The organism is Pseudomonas sp. GNP012, assembly GCF_054343835.1.
This window is the reverse complement of record NZ_JBTGUU010000001.1, coordinates 209,973-231,236: the sequence shown is the minus strand read 5'-3', so window position 1 is coordinate 231,236 and position 21,264 is coordinate 209,973. Positions and strand designations below refer to the sequence as shown.

Below are 21,264 nucleotides of genomic sequence, written 5' to 3'. Positions count from 1 at the left end.
GGATCCTAGCACAGCGACCTCTTCTAATCAGGACGCCAACTAGATCGAAAGAGCATATGAATATGCCCCGCTGTTTGGGCACATCGCCCCCCCCTGTAGGAGCGAGCTTGCTCGCGATGAACCTGAGACCACCGCGGGGTGTCAGGCTTCCAGCGTTATCGTTGACGACCATCGCGAGCAAACTCGCTCCTACAGGGGATCCCGGATTCAGATCGGATTGGGGCAATCGATGAAGATGTGCTCCAGCGCAAAGCGCCGCGCCAGATAATCCCCCAGCGCCTGAACGCCGTAGCGCTCAGTCGCATGGTGACCGGCGGCGATGAAGCTGATGTCGTTTTCCCGTGCACTGTGGAAGGTCTGCTCGGAAGCCTCGCCGCTGAGGTACAGGTCGACGCCGGCCGAAATGGCCTGATCGATGTATCCCTGGCCGCCACCGGTGCACCAGCCGACGCGGCGGATCATGGCGCTGCCTTCGATCAACAGTGGCTCACGACCCATGACTTCCTGCACGCGGCGGGCAAAATCCCGGGGCATCATCGGCTCGTTCAGCGAGCCGACCAGACCGACTATCTTCAGATTATCCGGGTCCAGCGGACCTTCGACGGTGATGTCGAGCTGCCGTGCGAGCTGCACGTTATTGCCGACGTCCGGGTGCAGATCCAGCGGCAGGTGATAGGCCAGGAGGCTGATATCGTGCTTGAGCAGGGTCTTCAAGCGGCGCTGCTTCATGCCGGTGATGCACGGGTTTTCGCCCTTCCAGAAATAGCCGTGATGCACCAGTACCAGATCGGCATTGGCCTCTACCGCGGCATCCAGCAACGCCTGGCTGGCAGTGACGCCACTGACAATGCGCATCACTTGCGGACGGCCTTCGACTTGCAAGCCATTGGGGCAGTAATCGGCGATTTTGGCGCTGTTGAGGTAACGGTCGGCTTCTTCGACCAGGGTGCTCAGGGCGACGGCCATGAAAGACTCCTAAATATCCCGTTCAGAGGCGCGTGCGGCCTCGTATAATGCGCGTCATTATGAGCGGTCTCTTACCGCCTGCAACTCTCTCAGGAACTGTTTAATGCTCAAGGCGCTGCGTTTTTCCGGCTGGCCGCTGTTGGCCGGCGTGCTTGTCGCTCTTTTGATAATCCAGCGTTACCCGCAGTGGGTCGGGCTCCCGAGCCTCGACGTCAATCTGCAACAAGCGCCGCAAACCACCAGCATGCAACAGGGCCCGGTGTCTTATGCCGACGCGGTCACCACCGCGGCGCCGTCGGTGGTGAACCTGTACACCACCAAAGTCATCAACAAACCCAGCCATCCGTTGTTCGAAGATCCGCAGTTCCGCCGTTTCTTCGGCGATAACTCGCCCAAACAGAAACGCATGGAATCGAGCCTCGGTTCCGGCGTGATCATGAGCCCGGAAGGCTACATCCTGACCAACAACCACGTGACCAGCGGCGCCGACCAGATCGTCGTGGCGCTCAAGGACGGCCGCGAAACCCTGGCCCGGGTGATCGGCAGCGACCCGGAGACTGACCTCGCGGTGCTGAAAATCGACCTGAAAAACCTGCCGTCGATCACCGTGGGACGCTCCGACAACCTCCGCATCGGCGACGTGGCGCTGGCCATCGGCAACCCGTTCGGCGTCGGCCAGACCGTGACCATGGGCATCATCAGTGCCACCGGGCGCAATCAACTGGGCCTGAACAACTACGAAGACTTCATCCAGACCGATGCCGCGATCAACCCCGGCAACTCTGGCGGTGCACTGGTGGACGCCATTGGCAACCTGACCGGCATCAACACGGCGATCTTCTCCAAGTCCGGCGGCTCCCAGGGCATCGGTTTCGCGATCCCGGTAAAGCTGGCGATGGAAGTGATGAAGTCGATCATCGAGCACGGCCAGGTGATTCGTGGCTGGCTGGGTATCGAAGTCCAGCCGTTGACCCAGGAACTGGCCGAATCCTTCGGTTTGTCCGGGCGTCCGGGCATTGTCGTGGCGGGGATTTTCCGTGATGGCCCGGCACAGAAGGCCGGCCTGCAACTGGGTGACGTGATTCTTGCCATCGATGGCGAACCGGCCGGTGATGGCCGTCGCTCGATGAATCAGGTGGCGCGGATCAAGCCGACCGACAAGGTCACGATCCAGGTAATGCGCAACGGCAAGGAGCTTAAGCTGACCGCGGAAATCGGTTTGCGTCCGCCGCCGGCACCGGTCAAAGAGAAACAAGAAGAGTAAGGGGCATCCAAAACCAATGTGGGAGCGGGCTTGCTCGCGAAAGCGGTGTGTCAGTCGACGCAGAAGTTAACTGACACACCGCTTTCGCGAGCAAGCCCGCTCCCACAGGGTTGGCGGTGGTTTAGAGTTCGCCCAGGCCGTCGATCAGCGCCTGGTTCTGCTCTGGCGTGCCGATGGAGATCCGCAGGAACTGGGCAATCCGCTCCTGCTTGAAGTGCCGGACGATCACGCCTTGCTCACGCAACTTCGCCGCCAACCCCGCCGCATCGTGCCGTGGGTGACGGGCGAAAATGAAGTTCGCCGCTGACGGCAGCACTTCAAATCCCTTGGCCTGCAATTGCCCGACGACCTTCTCGCGATTCTCGATCACCAACCGGCAGGTCTTGTCGAAATACTCGCGATCCTCGAACGCGGCAGCGGCGCCGACATTCGCCATGCGATCCAGCGGGTAGGAGTTGAAGCTGTTCTTGATCCGCTCCAGCGCTTCGATCAGATCCGGATGCCCTACCGCCAGGCCAACCCGCAGACCGGCCAGGGAGCGGGACTTGGACAGGGTCTGGGTCACCAGCAGGTTGGGATAACGATCGACCAGAGTGATTGCCGTCTCGCCGCCGAAATCGATGTAAGCCTCGTCCACCACGACCACCGAATCCGGGCTGGCTTTGAGAATCTGCTCCACTGCTTCCAGCGCCAGCAGGCAGCCGGTCGGCGCGTTCGGGTTGGGGAAGATGATCCCGCCGTTCGGCCTGGCGTAGTCCGCCGGGTTGATCTGGAATTGCTCGTCCAGCGGCACCGCGTCGAAGTTGATGCCATACAGTCCGCAGTAGACCGGATAGAAGCTGTAACTGATGTCCGGAAACAGCAGCGGCTGATCGTGCTGTAGCAAACCGTGGAAGATGTGCGCCAGGACTTCGTCGGAACCGTTGCCGAGGAACACCTGATTGCCTTGCACGCCGTAGTACCTGGCGACAGCGTTTTTCAGCAGGTCGCTGTTCGGGTCCGGGTACAGGCGCAGGTTGTCGTTCAGTTCGGTCTGCATCGCGGCCAGGGCCTTGGGCGATGGACCATACGGGTTTTCATTGGTATTGAGCTTCACCAGCTTTGCCAGTTTCGGCTGCTCGCCCGGCACGTAAGGCACCAGGTTCTTGACGAACGGGCTCCAGAATTTACTCATCTTCATTTCACCTGCTTGTCGTCAACGATGCGGTATTCGGCGCTACGCGCGTGCGCGGTCAGCGACTCGCCACGGGCCAGCACGGATGCGGTCTTGCCCAGTTCCGATGCGCCCTGCTCGGAACAGAAGATGATCGACGAGCGTTTCTGGAAGTCATACACACCCAGCGGCGAAGAGAATCGCGCGGTGCCGGAGGTCGGCAACACGTGGTTCGGGCCTGCGCAGTAGTCGCCCAGGGCTTCGGAGGTGTGACGGCCCATGAAGATCGCGCCGGCGTGGCGGATCTGTGGCAGCCAGGCTTGCGGATCGGCAACGGACAACTCGAGGTGCTCCGGCGCGATGCGGTTGGCCACTTCGATGGCCTGTTCCATGTCGCGAACCTTGATCAGTGCACCACGGCCATTGATCGAGGTTTCGATGATTGCGGCACGCTCCATGGTCGGCATCAATTTGGCGATGCTGGCGGCGACCTTGTCGAGGAACCCGGCGTCGGGGCTGACCAGAATGGCCTGGGCGTCTTCGTCGTGCTCGGCCTGGGAGAACAGGTCCATGGCGATCCAGTCCGGATCGGTCTGGCCGTCGCACACCACGAGGATTTCCGAAGGGCCGGCGATCATGTCGATGCCGACCTGGCCAAACACGTGGCGCTTGGCGGTAGCCACATAGATGTTGCCCGGGCCGACGACCTTGTCGACCTTCGGCACGCTTTCGGTGCCGTAAGCCAGCGCCGCAACGGCCTGGGCGCCACCGATGGTGAACACGCGGTCGACACCGGCGATGCAGGCCGCAGCCAGCACAAGCTCGTTGATTTCACCGCGCGGGGTCGGTACGACCATGACCACTTCGGTAACGCCGGCCACCTTGGCCGGAATCGCGTTCATCAACACCGACGACGGGTACGACGCCTTGCCGCCCGGCACGTACAGACCGGCACGATCCAGCGGCGTGACTTTCTGGCCCAGTACGGTGCCGTCCGCCTCGGTGTAACTCCAGGAGTCCTGCTTCTGCTTCTCGTGGTAGCTGCGCACGCGGGCTGCGGCGACTTCCAGTGCTTCGCGCTGGGCCACGGAGATGCGGGTCAGTGCCAACTCCAGACGCTCGCGCGGCAGGATCAGATCGGCCATGGACTTCACTTCCAGGCCGTCGAACTGACGGGTGAAGTCCACCAGCGCCGCGTCACCGCGTTCGCGCACGGCCTTGATGATGTCCAGCACCCGCTGATTGACCGAGTCGTCAGACACACTTTCCCAGCTCAGCAGATGATCCAGATGATGCGCGAAATCCGGGTCAGCAGCGTTGAGTCGGCGAATTGCAGTCAGTGCGGTCATAGCGAGAGCCTCATAGGAATGGCAAAAAACTCAGGCGCCCGAAGCTAACATTCGATCCGCTTGGGCACCTGAGAATTCTGGCTATGAGGCGGATAGACGGCGCGCCTTGCGGTCGCGCAGGTGAATCAGCCGCGGTGTCGAGACTCCACTGCCTTGCGCAGGGTGTCGATCAACGCCTGGATACGGGCGTGCTGCATTTTCATCGAAGCCTTGTTGACGATCAGGCGGGAGCTGATGGCCGCGATGAAATCCTGTGGCTCCAGGCCGTTGGCCCGTAGCGTGTTACCAGTGTCGACCACGTCGATGATCTTGTCCGCCAGACCGATCAGCGGCGCCAGTTCCATCGAACCGTAGAGCTTGATGATATCGACCTGACGACCCTGTTCGGCGTAGTAGCGCTTGGCAACATTGACGAACTTGGTAGCGATGCGCAGACGACCCTTGGGCTCGACTGCACCGACTTTACCGGCGGTCATCAGCTTGCACTGGGCAATTTGCAGGTCCAGCGGCTCGTACAGGCCCTGGCCGCCGTATTCCATCAGCACATCTTTACCGGCGACGCCTAGGTCGGCAGCACCATGTTCGACATAGGTCGGCACATCGGTGGCACGCACGATCAGCAGACGGACATCGTCCTGGGTCGTGGGGATGATCAGCTTGCGGCTCTTGTCCGGATTCTCGGTCGGCACGATGCCCGCTTCAGCCAGAAGCGGCAAGGTATCGTCAAGGATGCGGCCCTTGGACAGTGCGATGGTCAACATGGGAAACGTCAGTCCTTATCAAGGTACTCATGCCCGGTCGCAAATGGCGCCGGACACACATCGAGCCGAAAACGGCTCGACTTCAACAAATCAACGGGCATGTCCTTATGCCCTTGCAGCAGTACTAGCCCGGAACGCGACGGATCTTGGCGCCCAGCATCTGCAGTTTTTCCTCGATGCACTCGTAGCCACGGTCTATGTGGTAGATGCGGTCGATCAGGGTGTCGCCCTCGGCGACCAGGGCCGAGATCACCAGGCTGGCCGAAGCACGCAGGTCAGTTGCCATCACTGGCGCGCCCTTGAGCTTCTCGGTACCGGTGACGATCGCGGTGTTGCCCTCGACCTGGATCTTGGCGCCCATGCGGTGCAGTTCGTAGACGTGCATGAAGCGGTTTTCGAAGATCGTCTCGATCACAGCACCCGTGCCTTCGGCAATGGCGTTGAGGGAGATGAACTGCGCTTGCATGTCGGTCGGGAACGCCGGGTACGGAGCGGTGCGCACGTTGACGGCTTTCGGCCGCTTGCCGTGCATGTTCAGCTCGATCCAGTCTTCGCCGCAGGTGATCTCTGCACCGGACTCCCGGAGTTTTTCCAGAACGGCTTCGAGGATGGTCGGATCCGTGTCCTTGACCTTCACGCGACCACCGGTCACAGCCGCCGCCACCAGATAGGTGCCGGTTTCGATACGGTCGGGCATCACTTTGTAAGTCGTGGTATGCAGACGCTCGACGCCATCGATGGTGATGGTATCGGTGCCGGCGCCGGAAACCTTGGCGCCCATGGCGTTCAGGAAGTTCGCCAGGTCGACCACTTCAGGTTCGCGTGCGGCGTTTTGCAGGACGCTGCGGCCCTTGGCCAGCGCGGCGGCCATCATGATGTTTTCGGTACCGGTCACGCTGACGGTGTCGAAGAAGAAGTGCGCACCGCGCAGGCCACCTTCAGGCGCCTTGGCCTTGATGTAGCCGCCCTCGACGTCGATGACCGCACCCATGGCTTCCAGGCCACGGATGTGCAGGTCAACCGGACGCGAACCGATGGCGCAACCGCCAGGCAGCGCGACTTCGGCTTCGCCGAAACGGGCAACCATCGGGCCAAGCACCAGGATCGACGCACGCATGGTTTTAACCAGTTCGTACGGTGCGACCAGGGTCTTGATGGTGCGCGGGTCGATTTCGACGGCGAGTTTTTCGTCGATCACCGGCTCGATCCCCATGCGACCGAACAGTTCGATCATGGTGGTGATGTCGTGCAGGTGCGGCAGGTTGGCAACGGTCACCGGACCATCGCACAGAAGCGTGGCAGCCAGGATCGGCAGGGCAGAGTTCTTTGCCCCGGAGATGCGGATTTCGCCGTCAAGACGAGCACCGCCAGTAATAATCAATTTATCCATAAGAATCTCGACGCCCTTGGGCTCAGGTGCGCTCGGCCCAGGCCGCGCTGCTGAAAAATTTCATTGTGACCGCATGGATGCTGCCATCGGTGATCCATGGGTTCAAATGGGCATAGATCTGCTGCTGACGCTTCACCGGGCTCATCGCCGCCAGTTCATCGCTAATCACATTCAGCTGGAAATTGCAGCCTTCGCCCTCGACTTCTACCAACGTTCCGGGCAGCTTTCCTTCAAGGAAGCTCTTCACTTCTACGGCCTGCATGCTCAACCTCAATCGGCGCCCTGTGCGCGCGGGTCGGACATCATACAAAAAAGCCCCGCGCCTGCGAACCCCGCGAAGCAGGACTCTGACGGGGGGCTTCTTTATAGATGCGGGTTAGGGATGCGCCAACAGCTCGGTCAGCTCGCTGACCTGAGCGATTTCACGCATGTCTTCCGGCATTCCTCGGATGCTCAACGCCTTGCCGGCCGCCTGAGCATCGCGGATGAAACACAGCAGCAATGACAAACCGACACTGCTGGACTTGGTCACCGCCGAACAATCGAGCACCAGCGCCGCAGCCTTGCTGGCCTTGATCAGCGCCTTGCCCTGTTCACGCAGGCCAGGGCCGGTGCGGTAATCCAGCACGCCACTGAGTCGCAGCTCACCCGCTTCGTCCATCTGGACTGCCGACTCACTCATTGGGCTGACTGCTCTGGCTTCTTGTCGGTGGCTTCCTTGGCCTTGGCGACTTCCCCGGCCCATCCATTGATGGTCTTGTCCAGGTCGTTGCCATTGCGCTGCATCGCATCGGCGAACTGATCGCGGAACAGCTTGCCGATATTGATGCCGTTGATGATGACGTTACGCAGTTTCCACTCGCCGTTGATCTTTTCCAGCGTGTAGGACACCGGATAGATCGCGCCGCTGCTGCCTTTGACCGTCATGCCAACGCTGGTACGGTCGCCCGATTCGTCCTTGGCCGGTTCAACGGTGATGCCCTGGTTGTTGTACTCCAGCAAGGCATTGCCATAGAACTGGAACAGGCCCCTCTTGAAGTTTTCTTCGAAGGTCTTCATCTGCGCAGGTGTAGCTTTACGCGAGTACTTGACCGTCATGATGCTCTTGGAAATACCCTCGGCATCCACGACCGGCCCGACGATGGTGTTCAGCGCCGCATAAAAGTCTTGCGGATCCTGCTTGTACTTCTCTTTGTTTGCCGCCAGGTCCGCGAGCATACGGTTGGTTGTGTCCTGCACCAGATCGTGCGCCGAAGGTGCCGCTACGGCGTGGGACACCAACGGAAACACCGCGAGCATTACCAACAGGCCACGTCGCAAGGTAGAGATCATTTAACAGTTCCTCATTTAGCTTCTTTGCTAACGGTATTGAGCAGGAATTTACCGATCAGGTCCTCAAGCACCAGCGATGACTGCGTGTCATGGATGGTTCCACCATCCTTGAGCAGGGTGTCTTCCCCGCCCACGCTGATACCGATGTACTTCTCGCCCAACAGTCCTGCGGTCAGGATAGATGCTGTGGAGTCCGCCGGCAGATTATCGATGCGTTTTTCCAGCTGCATGGTCACCCGACCGGTAAAGCTGTCGCGATCCAGATCGATGGCCGTGACCTTGCCGATGGTCACACCGGCCATGGTCACCTTTGCTCTGACAGTCAAACCGGCGATATTGTCGAAGTAGGCGTAAAGTTTATACGTGTCGGTGCTCGGAGTCGGGGACAGGCCACTAACCCGCAACGCCAACAAGAGCAAAGCCAGGATGCCAGCCAGCAAGAAAAGGCCGACACCGATTTCCAGGGTGCGGTTTTGCATCAGAAATCTCCAAACATCAAGGCGGTCAGAATAAAGTCCAGGCCGAGCACTGCCAACGAGGCATAGACAACGGTCTTGGTAGTGGCACGACTGATCCCCTCGGAAGTGGGTTCGCAGTCATAGCCTTGGAATACGGCGATCCAGGTCACGACAAAGGCAAAGACGATACTTTTGATGATCCCGTTTAGCACATCCTCAGTGAACGTCACGCTGTTCTGCATGTTCGACCAGTAGGAACCTTCATAGACCCCCAGCCAGTCGACAGCGACCCACGAGCCGCCCCAGATGCCCACCACGCTGAAAATCATCGCCAGCACCGGCAGGGAAATGAAGCCGGCCCACAAGCGTGGCGCGATGATGTACTTGAGCGGGTCAACCCCGATCATTTCCAGGCTGGACAACTGCTCGGTGGACTTCATGTTGCCGATTTCCGCGGTCAAGGCCGAACCGGCGCGCCCGGCGAACAGCAAGGCGGTCACCACCGGCCCCAGCTCTCGCAGCAGCGTCAGCGCAACCATCTGCCCGACAGCCTGCTCCGAACCGTAGCTGGAAAGGATGTTGAAGCCCTGCAGCGCCAGCACCATGCCGATGAACACCCCGGAGACCACGATGATCACCAGGGACATCACGCCCACCGAATGCAGCTGCTTGACCAGCAACCCGAAGCTGCCACCGATACCACCGCGGCCAAGCAAGGCATGAAACAGGAACAAGGCCGAACGCCCGAACACCGCCAGCACATCGATGCCGGCCTGGCCGAAGCGGCGAACGCGTTCAATCAATGAAATTCTGCGCATCAGCGCTTCCCCAGAATATCTGCGCGGTAATCCGTCGCTGGAAAGTGGTACGGAACCGGGCCATCGGGTTCGCCGGTCATGAACTGACGAATGCGCGGCTCATCCGAGTTCATCAACTCGTCCGGGGTCCCCTGCCCCAACACCTGGCCATCGCCCACCACATAAATGTAATCGGCAATGCTCGCGGTCTCGGCCAGGTCGTGGGAAACCACGATGCTGGTGATACCCAGCGCATCGTTGAGCAAGCGAATCAGACGCACCAGAACGCCCATGGCGATGGGGTCCTGGCCGACAAAGGGTTCGTCGTACATGAGGATCTGTGGATCGAGCGCAATCGCCCGGGCCAGCGCAACACGGCGCTTCATGCCGCCGGAAAGCTCGTCGGGCATCAATTCGATGGCACCGCGCAAACCCACGGCCTGCAATTTGAGCAGGACGATGTCGCGGATCATTTCTTCCGGCAGTTGCGTGTGAACCCGTAGCGGAAACGCGACATTCTCGAAGACATCGAGGTCGGTAAACAGCGCGCCGCTCTGAAACAGCACGCCCATATGCTTGCGCGCATCGAACAGGTCGCTTCGCGACAGTTTTGGCAGGTTCTGACCGTTGACCCAGACTTCGCCCTTGGTGGGGCGCAGTTGGGCCCCCATCAGACGCAAAAGCGTAGTCTTGCCGCACCCGGAAGGCCCCATGATGCCGGTGACCTTGCCACGCGGGATACGGATATCGACATTATTGAAAATGCTGCGCGCACCGCGCTTGAAGGACAGTCCCTTCAGCTCGACCGCGTAGGCGTTATCGGCACTCATCTAAACTCCTTGCGATGCAGCCTCTCACTCGGACGCCTGACTTTCTGACGAAAGCACATACCTCCCGGGCAGGCCGAACTGGCGGCGAACTATATCACTGCAAAGGCTGCGCGCCCAAGGCCAAAGCCGAGTCATGTACAACTGCAGGAGTGGTTCAAAGCCCCGCCTAGAGGGTTTCAGGTAACAAGGAATGACAATGCGCGACGAACTTGCGTGAGGGATTCGATCATAACCGCTATAATCGCCGCCTTTTCATCAGGCTATACGATTTCTGACATGAGCCAATCCAGCGACCTGATTCAATCAGCACAACGCACCATCCGCCTCGAAGTAGAAGCCGTGCAAGGCCTGCTACCCCATATCGACGCAGATTTCGTACGCGCTTGCGAGATGATTCTGGCCAGCAAAGGCCGCGTGGTCGTGGTCGGCATGGGCAAGTCGGGGCACGTCGGCAACAAGATCGCCGCAACCCTGGCCAGCACCGGCACCACGGCGTTTTTTGTGCACCCGGCGGAAGCCAGCCATGGTGACATGGGCATGATTACCCGCGACGACATCATTCTGGCGCTCTCGAATTCCGGCTCCACCAATGAAATCGTTACCCTGCTGCCACTGATCAAGCGCCTGGGCATTCAGTTGATCAGCATGACCGGCAACCCTGATTCGCCGCTGGCCAAGGCCGCGGAGGTCAACCTGAATGTTCACGTCGAACACGAAGCCTGCCCGTTGAACCTTGCACCCACCTCGTCGACCACCGCCGCCCTGGTCATGGGCGACGCCCTGGCGGTCGCACTGCTGGAAGCCCGTGGTTTTACCGCCGAAGACTTCGCCTTTTCCCATCCCGGCGGCGCCCTCGGCCGACGCCTGCTGCTGAAAGTGGAAAATGTCATGCACGCCGGCCAGGAGTTGCCGCAGGTCCAGCGTGGCACCCTGCTCAAGGACGCCTTGATGGAAATGACCCGCAAGGGCCTGGGCATGACCGTCATCCTTGAGGCCGACGGCAAGTTGGCCGGGATTTTCACCGATGGTGATTTGCGCCGCACACTGGACCGCAGCATCGACATCCACAGCGCTGTCATCGACCAGGTCATGACGGCCCATGGCAAGACCGCCCGCGCCGAAATGCTGGCCGCCGAAGCGCTGAAAATCATGGAAGACCATAAAATCAACGCGCTGGTCGTGGTCGACAGCGAAGATCGCCCGGTCGGCGCCTTGAACATGCACGACTTGCTGCGTGCAGGAGTAATGTAATGAGTGCGGACCTGCTGCAACGCGGCAAACAGATCAAACTGGCGGTGTTCGATGTCGACGGCGTGCTGACCGATGGACGCCTGTACTTCCTCGAAGACGGCAGCGAATTCAAGACGTTCAACACGCTCGACGGCCAAGGCATCAAGATGCTGATGGCCGCTGGAGTGCAAACTGCCATTATCAGTGGCCGCAAGACCCCGGTGGTCGAGCGGCGAGCCAAAAACCTCGGCATCCCGCACCTGTATCAGGGCCGCGAAGACAAACTGGTGGTACTCGACGAACTGCTGGCCCAACTGAATTTGAGCTACGAACAGGTGGCCTACCTCGGCGACGACCTGCCCGACCTGCCGGTGATTCGCCGCGTCGGCCTGGGCATGGCGGTGGCCAACGCCGCCAGTTTCGTGCGCGAACATGCTCACGGCATCACCCTCGCCCGTGGCGGCGAAGGTGCCGCTCGCGAGTTCTGCGAATTGATCCTGCGCGCCCAGGACCGCCTCGATGCGGCCAATGCGGCGTACCTGTGAGCCCGATATGCTGAGCAAAAAGTTTCGTAACACCCTGATGTTCAGTTGCATCGCGGCGATATTCGTCGCGGTTGGCTACTGGAACATCAGCCCGGAACGCTTCCTCGACAAGCCGGTAACGCCGGTCGATGAAAGCGCGATCGACTATTACGCCATCAACGCCCACAGCGTGCAGTACCTGCCGGACGGCAAGCTGCAATATGATCTGGTGTCCGACAAGGTCGAGCACCTGAAGGCGACCGAGGTGACACTGCTGACCAACCCCGACCTGAACGTGTTCCGCGGCACTGAGTTCCCGTGGCACGTCCAGAGCCTGCGCGGCGAGGTCAACCCTGACGGCACGCAGGTCGAGTTGATCGATGATGTGCGCATCACGCGCTTCGACGAGAAAAACCGCAAGACCCTGATCACCAGCACCCGCATGACCGTGTTCCCGCAGCAGCAATATGCGCAGACCGAGCAAGACGTTAGAATCGACGGCGCTGGCGGTGTATCGACTGGCAAGGGAATGAAAGCGTATTTGAAAGAAAGCAGGATACACCTGCTATCGAACGTAAGAGGACAGTATGAGGCTCGTTAAAACCCTCCCGATTTTGCTCAGTCTGGGCGCAGCACTGGGAAGCGTGAGCGCCTGGGCTCTGCCGGAAGACCAACAGCAGCCTATCCGCATTCAGGCCGACGATGCCCAACTGGACGACAAGCAAGGTATTGCTACCTATAAGGGTGACGTGATCATCACCCAAGGCTCGATGAAGGTGACAGGCAACACCGTTACCATCACCCGCACCCCGACTGGCGACATTGACGTAGTGACCTCGGTGGGCAACCTGGCGTACTTCGAGCAATTGCAGACGGCTGGCGATACCAAGCCTGTTCAGGGTTGGGGCGTGACGATCCAGTATCACGCCACGCAAAATCGCGTCGTGTTGATCGACAAGGCCAAGGTTGTCGACAAGGACAACAACGTCACCCAAGGCGAGAAAATCGTCTACGACACCGAGAAGAAGCTGGCCAGCGCCGGGCGCGCCACCGGCAGCAAGGTGACCGAGTCGCGTCCGCGCATCGACATGGTCATCCAGCCGAAGAAGAAAACCGACGAGAAAAAGGCCCAGTAATGGCAACTCTGAAAGCTCAGCATCTGGCCAAGAGCTACAAGAGCCGCCAGGTCGTGCGTGATGTCAGCCTGTCCATCGACAGCGGTCAGATCGTCGGCCTGCTTGGCCCGAACGGCGCCGGCAAGACCACCTGCTTCTACATGATCGTCGGCCTGGTGCAAGCCGACCAGGGCCGCGTCCTGATCGATGACCTGGACGTCAGCCACCAGCCGATGCACGGCCGTGCAAAAGCCGGTATCGGCTATTTGCCGCAAGAAGCATCGATCTTCCGCAAACTGTCGGTGGCCGACAACATCATGGCCATCCTCGAGACCCGCAAGGAGCTCGACAAGGCCGGTCGCCGCAAGGAGCTGGAAAGCCTGCTGCAGGAATTCCACATCAGCCACATCCGCGACAACCTCGGCATGAGCCTGTCCGGTGGTGAGCGCCGCCGCGTGGAAATCGCACGCGCCCTGGCCACCAACCCGAAGTTCATCCTCCTCGATGAACCGTTCGCCGGCGTGGACCCGATTTCGGTCGGCGACATCAAACAGATCATTTACCACCTCAAGGCCAAAGGCATTGGCGTGCTGATCACGGACCACAACGTTCGTGAAACCCTGGATATCTGTGAAACCGCCTATATCGTCAATGACGGCCAATTGATTGCCGAAGGTGACGCAGAGACCATCCTGGCCAACGACCTGGTGAAGGAAGTGTACCTGGGCCATGAGTTCCGCCTGTAAACGCTGAGCTGTGCCCAGGCAAGGCGCCCGGGCACCGGTCTCGCGATTCATCAGGCCTGATGCGAACCTGCGCGTTCAGCCCCCAACATGGGCAGCACCGCAACACAAATTTATAGTTTTTTATTGTTACAGCGCTCTAGGCAAATCCTTCAGTTTCAGGCATATAATTTGCTTATGTTTGGCGCCCCGGCGCCCTGTAGTGGATGGCGCATGTGCGCCGGCGAATAAGGTGTTAAGCCCCTGCCATGAAACCATCGCTAGTCTTGAGAATGGGCCAGCAGCTGACGATGACACCTCAGCTGCAACAGGCCATCCGCCTGCTCCAATTGTCGACCCTGGACCTGCAACAGGAAATCCAGGAGGCCCTGGAGTCCAATCCGATGCTCGAACGCCAGGAAGAAGGCGACGACTTCGACAATTCCGACCCCTTGGCCGACAACGCCGAACAAAAGCCCAACACCGATATCCAGGAACCCTCCTACCAGGAAAGCGCCCCGACGGTTGACAACCTCGATGAGGGTGACTGGAACGAGCGTATCCCCAATGAACTCCCCGTCGACACCGCATGGGAAGACGTTTACCAGACCAGCGCCAGCAGCCTGCCCAGCAATGACGATGACGAGTGGGACTTCACCACCCGCACCTCGGCCGGTGAAAGCCTGCAAAGCCACTTGCTGTGGCAACTGAACCTGGCTCCGATGTCCGACACCGATCGCCTGATCGCGGTGACCCTGATCGACTGCATCAACAATCAGGGCTACCTGGACGAAACCCTCGAGGAAATCCTCGAAGCCTTCGACCCGGAACTGGACATCGAACTGGACGAAATCGAAGCCGTCCTGCACCGCATCCAGCAATTCGAGCCGGCCGGCATCGGCGCACGCAATCTGGGCGAATGCCTGCTGCTGCAATTGCGCCAGTTGCCCGCCAAGACCCCTTGGCTGGCCGAAGCCAAGCGCCTTGTCACCGATTACATCGACCTGCTTGGCAGCCGCGACTACAGCCAGCTCATGCGTCGCATGAAGCTCAAGGAAGATGAGCTGCGCCAGGTCATAGAGCTGGTCCAGAGCCTCAACCCGCGCCCGGGCTCGCAAATCGAGTCCACCGAAGCCGAGTACGTCGTTCCTGACGTCATCGTACGCAAGGACAACGAGCGCTGGCTGGTAGAGCTGAATCAGGAGTCGGTGCCACGGCTGCGGGTCAACGCCCAGTACGCCGGTTTTGTGCGCCGCGCCGATACCAGCGCCGACAACACGTTCATGCGCAATCAGTTGCAGGAGGCCCGCTGGTTCATCAAGAGCCTGCAGAGCCGCAATGAAACCCTGATGAAGGTTGCCACCCAGATCGTGGAGCATCAGCGCGGTTTCCTCGAATATGGCGACGAAGCCATGAAGCCGCTGGTCCTGCATGACATCGCCGAAGCGGTCGGCATGCATGAGTCGACGATTTCACGGGTAACGACCCAGAAGTTCATGCACACCCCCCGGGGTATTTATGAACTGAAATACTTTTTTTCCAGTCACGTAAGCACCTCCGAAGGCGGCGAATGCTCGTCCACGGCGATCCGGGCGATCATCAAAAAACTGGTTGCCGCGGAAAATCAGAAAAAGCCGTTGAGTGACAGCAAGATCGCTGGTTTACTGGAGGCACAAGGCATTCAGGTGGCTCGCCGCACCGTCGCCAAGTACCGCGAATCCCTCGGGATCGCGCCTTCGAGCGAACGCAAGCGGTTGATGTAGAGCCACGCCACAGCGTTCCAGTGGTAGATCATCTGATCTACCGCTTTATGCACTGGCAACGAAGGAGAAGCTGTATGCAAGTCAACATCAGTGGACACCAACTGGAAGTGACCGAACCTCTTCGCACCTACATCGGCGAAAAACTCGAACGATTGGAGCGACATTTCGACAAGATCACTAACGTGCAGGTCACGATGACCGTCGAGAAGCTGAAGCAGAAAATCGAAGCCACGCTGCATATTCCCGGGAATGAAGTGGTCGCCAATGCGGAACATACCGATATGTACGCTGCGATCGATGCACTCACCGACAAGCTGGATAAACAACTCAAAAAGCATAAGGAAAAGACCCAGAGCCTCCTTCAGGGCGCAACCGGTCGTTAACACTCCCTACCCATGATCCGACTTGAAAGTATCCTGACCCCCGGCCGTTCCCTGGTGAACGTGCCGGGCGGCAGTAAAAAGAAAGCCCTCGAACAAATTGCCAATCTGATCGCCCGCGAAGTGCCGGCTCTGGAGATGCAAGATGTCTTCGAGGCGCTGATTGCCCGTGAAAAACTCGGCTCCACCGGTTTTGGCAACGGCATCGCTATTCCACACTGCCGTCTCAAGGGGTGTGTATCGCCCATCAGTGCATTGATGCACCTGGACGCCCCAATCGATTTCGACGCCATCGACGGCGCGCCGGTTGACCTGCTGTTCGTTCTGCTGGTCCCGCAAGCCGCTACCGATGCGCACCTTGAGCTGCTGCGACAGATCGCCAGCATGCTTGACCGCAAGGACGTTCGCGAAAAACTGCGTAATGCCGCAAGCAACGAAGCCCTGTATCAGGTTGTCCTGGACGAGCAAAACGGTCAGTAATCATGCGCTTGATCATCGTCAGTGGCCGTTCCGGCTCGGGTAAAAGCACCGCCCTCAATGTTCTTGAGGACAACGGCTACTACTGCATCGACAATCTGCCTGCCGGCCTGCTGCCGGAACTGGCCGAACGAGCGTTGATTCATACCGAACTGATGCAGCCGCTGGTGGCCGTTTCCATTGACGCCCGCAACCTGCCCAGCCACCTGTCACGCTTCCCTGACCTGCTCGAAGAAGTCCGCAGCCGCCACATCCAGTGCGATGTCCTGTACCTGGATGCCGACGAAGAAACCCTGCTCAAGCGCTTCTCGGAAACCCGCCGACGTCATCCCCTGAGCAACGCCAACCGCTCGCTGGCCGAAGCCATCAACGTCGAGAGCGTCCTGCTCGGGCCGATTGCCGACCTCGCCGATCTCAAGATCAACACCACCAGCCTGAATCTCTATCAACTGCGCGACACCATCAAGCTGCGCCTGTTGAACCAGCCAGAACCCGGGACTGCGTTCCTGGTGGAATCCTTCGGATTCAAGCGCGGCATGCCGGTGGACGCCGACCTGGTGTTCGATGTGCGTTGTCTGCCCAACCCCTACTGGAAACCGGAATTGCGCGAGCAGTCCGGACTCGATCAACCGGTTGCCGAATACCTGGCGGCACAGCCGGATGTCGAAGAGATGTTCCAGGACATTTCCACATACCTGCTAAAGTGGCTGCCTCGTTTTGCCGCCAGCAACCGCGCCTACGTCACCATTGCCATTGGCTGCACTGGCGGACATCACCGCTCCGTCTACCTGACCGAGCGTCTGGGGCAGGCGCTGCAAAAAACCCTGAAGAACGTCCAGGTTCGCCACCGCGACCTCAGCTAAAGGATTCACATCGCGATGCCTGCTCTGGAAATCGAAATCATCAATAAACTGGGCCTGCACGCCCGCGCTTCTGCAAAATTCGTTGGGGTCGCGGGTCAGTTCCCGTGCCAGATCCGGGCCGGTCGCACACCAGAGTCCATGGTCGATGGCAAAAGCATCATGGCGATGATGATGCTGGCTGCTGGCAAAGGCACCACGATCCACTTGAGCACAGAAGGTGAGCGGGAACAGGAAGCCCTGGATGCGCTGGTCGCGTTGATCAACAACTTCTTCGACGAAGGCGAATAAAGATCTTTTGACTTAAAAAAAGCGCGCCACCCGATGGGTGGCGCGCTTTTTGTGTAACGGGGAGGCTTAGCTGCCTGCCACCGTCATCCGCTCGATCAGCACCGAGCCCGTACGAATGTTGCTACGCAACTCAAGATCATTCCCCACGGCGACGATCTGTTTGAACATGTCGCGCATGTTGCCGGCGATGGTCACTTCCTGGACCGCGAACTGGATTTCGCCGTTCTCGACCCAGTAACCCGCCGCGCCTCGGGAATAGTCACCGGTCACCATGTTCAGGCCCTGCCCCATCAGTTCAGTCACCAACAGCCCGCGCCCCATGCGCCGCAGCAAGGCCGCCTGGTCTTCATCGCCGTGGGTGACGAACAGGTTGTGCACGCCGCCGGCATTGGCGGTGCTCGGCATGCCGAGCTTGCGGCCTGAGTAGGTGCCGAGGATGTACGACACCAACTCGCCTTTTTCGACAAACGGTTTGGCGTAGGTTGCCAGACCATCACCATCGAACGCCGCGCTGCCCATCGCACGCATCAAGTGTGGGCGCTCGTCGATGGTCAGCCACTCCGGAAACAGCTTCTGCCCCAGCGTGCCTTCAAGGAATGACGACTTGCGATACAGGCTGCCTCCGGAAATCGCCGACAGGAAACTGCCGAACAGGCCACCAGCCAATTCTGCGGAAAACAGCACCGGAACCTCACAGGTCGGCACCGGACGCGCGCCCAGGCGGCTCGCCGCCCGTTGCGCGGCACGCTGGCCGATGCTCACCGGATCGGCCAGCAAGTTGCCCTGACGGTTCACGTCGTACCAGTAATCACGCTGCATCTGGCCGTCCGCTTCGGCGATCATCACGCAGCTGAGGCTGTGGCGAGTCGACGCATAACCACCGATAAACCCGTGACTGTTGCCATAAACGCGGCAGCCCTGATGGGTGCTGAGGGTGGTACCGTCGGCGTTCTTGATCCGGCTGTCGGCGGCGAACGCTGCGGCTTCACAGGCCAGGGCCTGCTCGATGGCTTGCTCCGGCGTGATGTCCCATTGGTGAAACAGGTCGAAATCCGGAAGATCCCGCGCCATCAACGCGGCATCGGCCAGGCCCGAGGCTTCGTCTTCCGAGGTGTGCTTGGCGATAGCCAGAGCAGCGGCCACCGTTTCGCGAATCGCTTCCGGACCGCTGGCCGACGTGCTGGCCGAGCCCTTGCGCTGGCCTACGTACAGGGTGATGCCAAAACCCTGATCGCGGTTGAATTCGACCGTTTCGACTTCACGCTGGCGCACCGACGTCGAAAGGCCCTGCTCCAGGGAGACGGCCACTTCACAGGCGCTGGCCCCCTGGCGCCTGGCTTCAGCGATGATCTGCTCGACCTGTTCCTGCAGTGCCGGCAATGCTTGTGGGCCGACGCTTTCAACTGCACTCATGCTGTTCTCCACTCAAATTCTGCTTTCGGTAACGGTCATCGAGCGACCGGGCCGGACAAGCGGCCCCCGACTGGTTATCATGGCGGCGTTTCTTTGCGGACTGCCACCATGGTTGATTCTTACGACGACTCCCTCGATACGGGAGAAAAAAGCAAATCCCAGGTCAAACGCGAGCTGCATGCTCTGGTTGACCTCGGCGAGCGCCTTACAACGCTCAAGCCTGACTTGCTCAACAAACTGCCATTGACCGACGGATTGCGCCGGGCCCTGGCCGATGCGCCCAAGCACACCGCGAACATCGCGCGTAAACGGCACCTTCAGTTCATCGGCAAACTGATGCGCGATCAGGACACTGACGCGATTCTGGTTCTGCTCGATCAACTCGATGCCTCCACCCGTCAATACAACGAACGCTTCCATAACCTGGAACGCTGGCGCGATCGTCTGATTGCCGGTGACGACGCCGTGCTGGAAAAATTCGTCGTCGAATATCCCGACGCGGATCGCCAGCAACTGCGCTCCCTGATCCGTCAGGCCCAGCATGAGGTTGCGCAAAACAAGCCTCCTGCTTCCAGCCGTAAAATCTTCAAGTACATCCGTGAGCTGGACGAGACTCAACGCGGACTGCGTTAAGTCATCGAGCCCCCTGTAGGAGCTGCCGCAGGCTGCGATCTTTTGACTTTGTTTTTTCAAGATCAAAAGATCGCAGCCTGCGGCAGCTCCTACAGGGGGTGTCCCCATCCTTATGCGCCCGTGCCACCCACGGTGATCGCATCAATCTTCAGCGTTGGCTGGCCGACACCCACCGGCACCGACTGCCCATCCTTGCCACATGTGCCCACGCCGCTGTCCAGCGACAGATCATTACCGACCATCGACACCTTGCTCATGGCTTCCGGCCCGTTGCCGATCAGGGTCGCGCCCTTGACCGGAGCGGTAATCTTGCCGTCCTCGATCAGGTACGCCTCGCTGGTGGAGAACACGAACTTGCCGCTGGTGATGTCCACCTGACCGCCGCCGAGGTTGGCGCAATAGATGCCGCGTTTCACCGAGGCGATGATTTCTTGCGGATCGCTTTCACCGGCGAGCATGTAGGTGTTGGTCATGCGCGGCATCGGCAGGTGCGCGTAAGACTCGCGACGACCGTTGCCGGTGCGGGCCACACCCATCAAGCGGGCGTTGAGCTTGTCCTGCATGTAGCCCTTGAGTACGCCGTTTTCGATCAGCGTGGTGCACTCTGTCGGCGTACCCTCGTCATCGACGCTCAACGAACCGCGACGTCCGGCCAGGGTGCCGTCATCGACGATGGTACATAGCTTGGAGGCAACCATCTCGCCCATGCGCCCGCTATAAGCCGAACTGCCCTTGCGGTTGAAGTCGCCTTCCAGACCATGACCGACGGCTTCGTGCAGCAGCACGCCCGACCAGCCGGAGCCGAGTACCACCGGCAAGGTACCGGCAGGAGCCGGAATGGCTTCAAGGTTGACCAGCGCCTGGCGCAACGCTTCACGGGCATAGCCCATGGCGCGGTCTTCAGCGAGGAAATAACGGTAATCGGTGCGGCCGCCGCCGCCATGACCGCCGCGCTCGCGGCGACCGTTCTGCTCGACGATCACGCTGACGTTGAAACGCACCAGCGGACGTACATCCGCCGCCAGGCCACCGTCGGTGGACGCCACCAGAATTCGCTCCCAGACACCGGCCATGCTCACGGTGACCTGCTGGATACGTGGGTCAAGTGCCCGGGTCGCGGCGTCGACGCGCTTGAGCAAATCGACCTTTTCGGCACGGGTCAGCACTTCCAGGGGGTTGTCCGGCGCATACAGCTGCGCGACATCCTGGCTGGTGAATGCCTGCACCGTACCGTTTTGCCCGGCCCGGGAAATCGAACGGGCGGCACGCGCCGCCGCGCCCAGGGCTTCAAGGGTGATGGCGTTGCTGTAGGCAAAACCGGTTTTCTCACCCGATTGCGCACGCACGCCGACACCCTGGTCAAGGTTGAAGCTGCCTTCCTTGACGATGCCGTCTTCCAGCGCCCAAGACTCGGAGATCTGCCCCTGGAAATACAGGTCGGCGGCATCGATGCCCGGCCCGGCCAGATCGCCGAGCACGCCTTGCAGGCTCTCGATAGTGACGCCACCGGGCGCCAGCAGGTGTTCACTGACTGAGGACAACAACTCGCTCATATG

The 21,264-nt window shown here is 60.0% G+C and carries 25 protein-coding genes; 12 read left to right on the top strand and 13 right to left on the bottom strand.

Features of this window, described 5'->3' with window-relative positions; genetic code table 11:
* Positions 1-207: 207 nt before the first annotated feature.
* The gene (locus ACXX83_RS00960) at positions 208-966 is read right to left on the bottom strand and encodes a Nif3-like dinuclear metal center hexameric protein (RefSeq protein ID WP_116580973.1); all 759 of its coding nucleotides are present in this window, start codon (positions 964-966) and stop codon (positions 208-210) included.
* 103 nt (positions 967-1,069) lie between these two features.
* On the opposite strand from ACXX83_RS00960, the gene algW reads away from it, so the two are divergent.
* Complete coding sequence (algW, locus tag ACXX83_RS00955; RefSeq protein WP_217837201.1) at positions 1,070-2,230, top strand: Do family serine endopeptidase AlgW; 1,161 nt, start codon at positions 1,070-1,072, stop codon at positions 2,228-2,230.
* A gap of 121 nt (positions 2,231-2,351) precedes the next feature.
* On the opposite strand, the gene hisC is transcribed toward algW, so the two are convergent.
* From hisC to ACXX83_RS00905, 10 genes are all read right to left on the bottom strand, one after another.
* Entirely contained in the window at positions 2,352-3,404 is a 1,053-nt protein-coding gene (gene hisC / locus ACXX83_RS00950) for a histidinol-phosphate transaminase (RefSeq protein ID WP_015093507.1), read from the bottom strand.
* Between the two features lie 2 nt (positions 3,405-3,406).
* Positions 3,407-4,732 carry a histidinol dehydrogenase gene (gene hisD / locus ACXX83_RS00945; protein ID WP_015093506.1) on the bottom strand — a complete coding sequence of 442 codons (1,326 nt, stop codon included), beginning with the start codon at positions 4,730-4,732 and terminating at the stop codon, positions 3,407-3,409.
* A gap of 125 nt (positions 4,733-4,857) precedes the next feature.
* Positions 4,858-5,493 carry an ATP phosphoribosyltransferase gene (gene hisG, locus ACXX83_RS00940; protein WP_007970278.1) on the bottom strand — a complete coding sequence of 212 codons (636 nt, stop codon included), beginning with the start codon at positions 5,491-5,493 and terminating at the stop codon, positions 4,858-4,860.
* Positions 5,494-5,617: 124 nt separating this feature from the next.
* Entirely contained in the window at positions 5,618-6,883 is a 1,266-nt protein-coding gene (murA, locus tag ACXX83_RS00935; protein ID WP_015093505.1) for a UDP-N-acetylglucosamine 1-carboxyvinyltransferase, read from the bottom strand.
* Between the two features lie 22 nt (positions 6,884-6,905).
* Positions 6,906-7,145, bottom strand: coding sequence for a BolA family protein (locus tag ACXX83_RS00930; RefSeq protein ID WP_015093504.1), 240 nt, complete (start codon positions 7,143-7,145; stop codon positions 6,906-6,908).
* Positions 7,146-7,259: 114 nt separating this feature from the next.
* On the bottom strand, positions 7,260-7,565 hold the full coding sequence (locus tag ACXX83_RS00925) for an STAS domain-containing protein (protein ID WP_217837199.1): 306 nt from the start codon (positions 7,563-7,565) through the stop codon (positions 7,260-7,262).
* Positions 7,562-8,215 carry an MlaC/ttg2D family ABC transporter substrate-binding protein gene (locus tag ACXX83_RS00920; RefSeq protein ID WP_458547357.1) on the bottom strand — a complete coding sequence of 218 codons (654 nt, stop codon included), beginning with the start codon at positions 8,213-8,215 and terminating at the stop codon, positions 7,562-7,564. Before ACXX83_RS00920 ends, ACXX83_RS00925 begins: the two co-directional genes overlap by 4 nt.
* A gap of 11 nt (positions 8,216-8,226) precedes the next feature.
* Positions 8,227-8,694: an outer membrane lipid asymmetry maintenance protein MlaD gene (gene mlaD / locus ACXX83_RS00915; protein ID WP_007970271.1), complete on the bottom strand. Its 468-nt coding sequence runs from the start codon at positions 8,692-8,694 to the stop codon at positions 8,227-8,229.
* Positions 8,694-9,491, bottom strand: coding sequence for a lipid asymmetry maintenance ABC transporter permease subunit MlaE (gene mlaE, locus ACXX83_RS00910; RefSeq protein ID WP_015093502.1), 798 nt, complete (start codon positions 9,489-9,491; stop codon positions 8,694-8,696). The genes mlaD and mlaE overlap by 1 nt, the downstream gene beginning before the upstream one ends.
* The gene (locus tag ACXX83_RS00905) at positions 9,491-10,300 is read right to left on the bottom strand and encodes an ATP-binding cassette domain-containing protein (RefSeq protein WP_102702537.1); all 810 of its coding nucleotides are present in this window, start codon (positions 10,298-10,300) and stop codon (positions 9,491-9,493) included. The genes mlaE and ACXX83_RS00905 overlap by 1 nt, the downstream gene beginning before the upstream one ends.
* Positions 10,301-10,576: 276 nt before the next feature.
* On the opposite strand from ACXX83_RS00905, the gene ACXX83_RS00900 reads away from it, so the two are divergent.
* The 10 genes from ACXX83_RS00900 to ACXX83_RS00855 all read left to right on the top strand — a co-directional run bounded on the left by ACXX83_RS00900 (position 10,577) and on the right by ACXX83_RS00855 (position 17,662).
* A complete protein-coding gene (locus tag ACXX83_RS00900; RefSeq protein ID WP_429394040.1) occupies positions 10,577-11,551 on the top strand; it encodes a KpsF/GutQ family sugar-phosphate isomerase in 975 nt (324 codons plus the stop codon).
* Positions 11,551-12,075 carry a KdsC family phosphatase gene (locus ACXX83_RS00895; protein ID WP_008018712.1) on the top strand — a complete coding sequence of 175 codons (525 nt, stop codon included), beginning with the start codon at positions 11,551-11,553 and terminating at the stop codon, positions 12,073-12,075. The genes ACXX83_RS00900 and ACXX83_RS00895 overlap by 1 nt, the downstream gene beginning before the upstream one ends.
* A 7-nt stretch (positions 12,076-12,082) precedes the next feature.
* Entirely contained in the window at positions 12,083-12,655 is a 573-nt protein-coding gene (gene lptC, locus ACXX83_RS00890; protein ID WP_217837197.1) for an LPS export ABC transporter periplasmic protein LptC, read from the top strand.
* A complete protein-coding gene (lptA, locus tag ACXX83_RS00885; RefSeq protein WP_104450946.1) occupies positions 12,642-13,190 on the top strand; it encodes a lipopolysaccharide transport periplasmic protein LptA in 549 nt (182 codons plus the stop codon). The genes lptC and lptA overlap by 14 nt, the downstream gene beginning before the upstream one ends.
* Positions 13,190-13,915: an LPS export ABC transporter ATP-binding protein gene (gene lptB / locus ACXX83_RS00880; protein WP_007970262.1), complete on the top strand. Its 726-nt coding sequence runs from the start codon at positions 13,190-13,192 to the stop codon at positions 13,913-13,915. The genes lptA and lptB overlap by 1 nt, the downstream gene beginning before the upstream one ends.
* Positions 13,916-14,160: 245 nt before the next feature.
* Entirely contained in the window at positions 14,161-15,654 is a 1,494-nt protein-coding gene (locus ACXX83_RS00875) for an RNA polymerase factor sigma-54 (protein ID WP_015093497.1), read from the top strand.
* A gap of 74 nt (positions 15,655-15,728) precedes the next feature.
* Positions 15,729-16,037, top strand: coding sequence for a ribosome hibernation-promoting factor, HPF/YfiA family (gene hpf / locus ACXX83_RS00870; RefSeq protein WP_007941242.1), 309 nt, complete (start codon positions 15,729-15,731; stop codon positions 16,035-16,037).
* A 12-nt stretch (positions 16,038-16,049) separates the two neighbouring features.
* Positions 16,050-16,514, top strand: a complete 465-nt coding sequence (gene ptsN / locus ACXX83_RS00865; RefSeq protein ID WP_116580967.1) for a PTS IIA-like nitrogen regulatory protein PtsN — start codon at positions 16,050-16,052, stop codon at positions 16,512-16,514.
* Between the two features lie 2 nt (positions 16,515-16,516).
* Entirely contained in the window at positions 16,517-17,374 is an 858-nt protein-coding gene (gene rapZ, locus ACXX83_RS00860; RefSeq protein WP_150718656.1) for an RNase adapter RapZ, read from the top strand.
* A gap of 15 nt (positions 17,375-17,389) precedes the next feature.
* Complete coding sequence (locus tag ACXX83_RS00855) at positions 17,390-17,662, top strand: HPr family phosphocarrier protein (protein WP_015093494.1); 273 nt, start codon at positions 17,390-17,392, stop codon at positions 17,660-17,662.
* A 66-nt stretch (positions 17,663-17,728) separates the two neighbouring features.
* Here the strand turns inward: ACXX83_RS00855 and pmbA are convergent, their stop codons facing one another.
* The gene (gene pmbA, locus ACXX83_RS00850) at positions 17,729-19,075 is read right to left on the bottom strand and encodes a metalloprotease PmbA (protein WP_217837196.1); all 1,347 of its coding nucleotides are present in this window, start codon (positions 19,073-19,075) and stop codon (positions 17,729-17,731) included.
* 108 nt (positions 19,076-19,183) lie between these two features.
* On the opposite strand from pmbA, the gene yjgA reads away from it, so the two are divergent.
* Positions 19,184-19,708 (top strand): ribosome biogenesis factor YjgA, encoded by a 525-nt coding sequence (gene yjgA / locus ACXX83_RS00845; protein ID WP_007970253.1) that lies wholly within the window; start codon positions 19,184-19,186, stop codon positions 19,706-19,708.
* 110 nt (positions 19,709-19,818) lie between these two features.
* Here yjgA and tldD read toward each other — a convergent pair whose 3' ends face one another.
* Positions 19,819-21,261 (bottom strand): metalloprotease TldD, encoded by a 1,443-nt coding sequence (tldD, locus tag ACXX83_RS00840; protein ID WP_458547356.1) that lies wholly within the window; start codon positions 21,259-21,261, stop codon positions 19,819-19,821.
* Positions 21,262-21,264: the final 3 nt, after the last annotated feature.

Bases quoted from the DNA above. Each gene is read 5' to 3' on its own strand.
- ACXX83_RS00960 (WP_116580973.1), bottom strand. From the start codon at position 966: ATGGCCGTCGCCCTGAGCACCCTGGTCGAAGAAGCCGACCGTTACCTC.
- algW (WP_217837201.1), top strand. From the start codon at position 1,070: ATGCTCAAGGCGCTGCGTTTTTCCGGCTGGCCGCTGTTGGCCGGCGTG.
- hisC (WP_015093507.1), bottom strand. From the start codon at position 3,404: ATGAGTAAATTCTGGAGCCCGTTCGTCAAGAACCTGGTGCCTTACGTG.
- hisD (WP_015093506.1), bottom strand. From the start codon at position 4,732: ATGACCGCACTGACTGCAATTCGCCGACTCAACGCTGCTGACCCGGAT.
- hisG (WP_007970278.1), bottom strand. From the start codon at position 5,493: ATGTTGACCATCGCACTGTCCAAGGGCCGCATCCTTGACGATACCTTG.
- murA (WP_015093505.1), bottom strand. From the start codon at position 6,883: ATGGATAAATTGATTATTACTGGCGGTGCTCGTCTTGACGGCGAAATC.
- ACXX83_RS00930 (WP_015093504.1), bottom strand. From the start codon at position 7,145: ATGCAGGCCGTAGAAGTGAAGAGCTTCCTTGAAGGAAAGCTGCCCGGA.
- ACXX83_RS00925 (WP_217837199.1), bottom strand. From the start codon at position 7,565: ATGAGTGAGTCGGCAGTCCAGATGGACGAAGCGGGTGAGCTGCGACTC.
- ACXX83_RS00920 (WP_458547357.1), bottom strand. From the start codon at position 8,215: ATGATCTCTACCTTGCGACGTGGCCTGTTGGTAATGCTCGCGGTGTTT.
- mlaD (WP_007970271.1), bottom strand. From the start codon at position 8,694: ATGCAAAACCGCACCCTGGAAATCGGTGTCGGCCTTTTCTTGCTGGCT.
- mlaE (WP_015093502.1), bottom strand. From the start codon at position 9,491: ATGCGCAGAATTTCATTGATTGAACGCGTTCGCCGCTTCGGCCAGGCC.
- ACXX83_RS00905 (WP_102702537.1), bottom strand. From the start codon at position 10,300: ATGAGTGCCGATAACGCCTACGCGGTCGAGCTGAAGGGACTGTCCTTC.
- ACXX83_RS00900 (WP_429394040.1), top strand. From the start codon at position 10,577: ATGAGCCAATCCAGCGACCTGATTCAATCAGCACAACGCACCATCCGC.
- ACXX83_RS00895 (WP_008018712.1), top strand. From the start codon at position 11,551: ATGAGTGCGGACCTGCTGCAACGCGGCAAACAGATCAAACTGGCGGTG.
- lptC (WP_217837197.1), top strand. From the start codon at position 12,083: ATGCTGAGCAAAAAGTTTCGTAACACCCTGATGTTCAGTTGCATCGCG.
- lptA (WP_104450946.1), top strand. From the start codon at position 12,642: ATGAGGCTCGTTAAAACCCTCCCGATTTTGCTCAGTCTGGGCGCAGCA.
- lptB (WP_007970262.1), top strand. From the start codon at position 13,190: ATGGCAACTCTGAAAGCTCAGCATCTGGCCAAGAGCTACAAGAGCCGC.
- ACXX83_RS00875 (WP_015093497.1), top strand. From the start codon at position 14,161: ATGAAACCATCGCTAGTCTTGAGAATGGGCCAGCAGCTGACGATGACA.
- hpf (WP_007941242.1), top strand. From the start codon at position 15,729: ATGCAAGTCAACATCAGTGGACACCAACTGGAAGTGACCGAACCTCTT.
- ptsN (WP_116580967.1), top strand. From the start codon at position 16,050: ATGATCCGACTTGAAAGTATCCTGACCCCCGGCCGTTCCCTGGTGAAC.
- rapZ (WP_150718656.1), top strand. From the start codon at position 16,517: ATGCGCTTGATCATCGTCAGTGGCCGTTCCGGCTCGGGTAAAAGCACC.
- ACXX83_RS00855 (WP_015093494.1), top strand. From the start codon at position 17,390: ATGCCTGCTCTGGAAATCGAAATCATCAATAAACTGGGCCTGCACGCC.
- pmbA (WP_217837196.1), bottom strand. From the start codon at position 19,075: ATGAGTGCAGTTGAAAGCGTCGGCCCACAAGCATTGCCGGCACTGCAG.
- yjgA (WP_007970253.1), top strand. From the start codon at position 19,184: ATGGTTGATTCTTACGACGACTCCCTCGATACGGGAGAAAAAAGCAAA.
- tldD (WP_458547356.1), bottom strand. From the start codon at position 21,261: ATGAGCGAGTTGTTGTCCTCAGTCAGTGAACACCTGCTGGCGCCCGGT.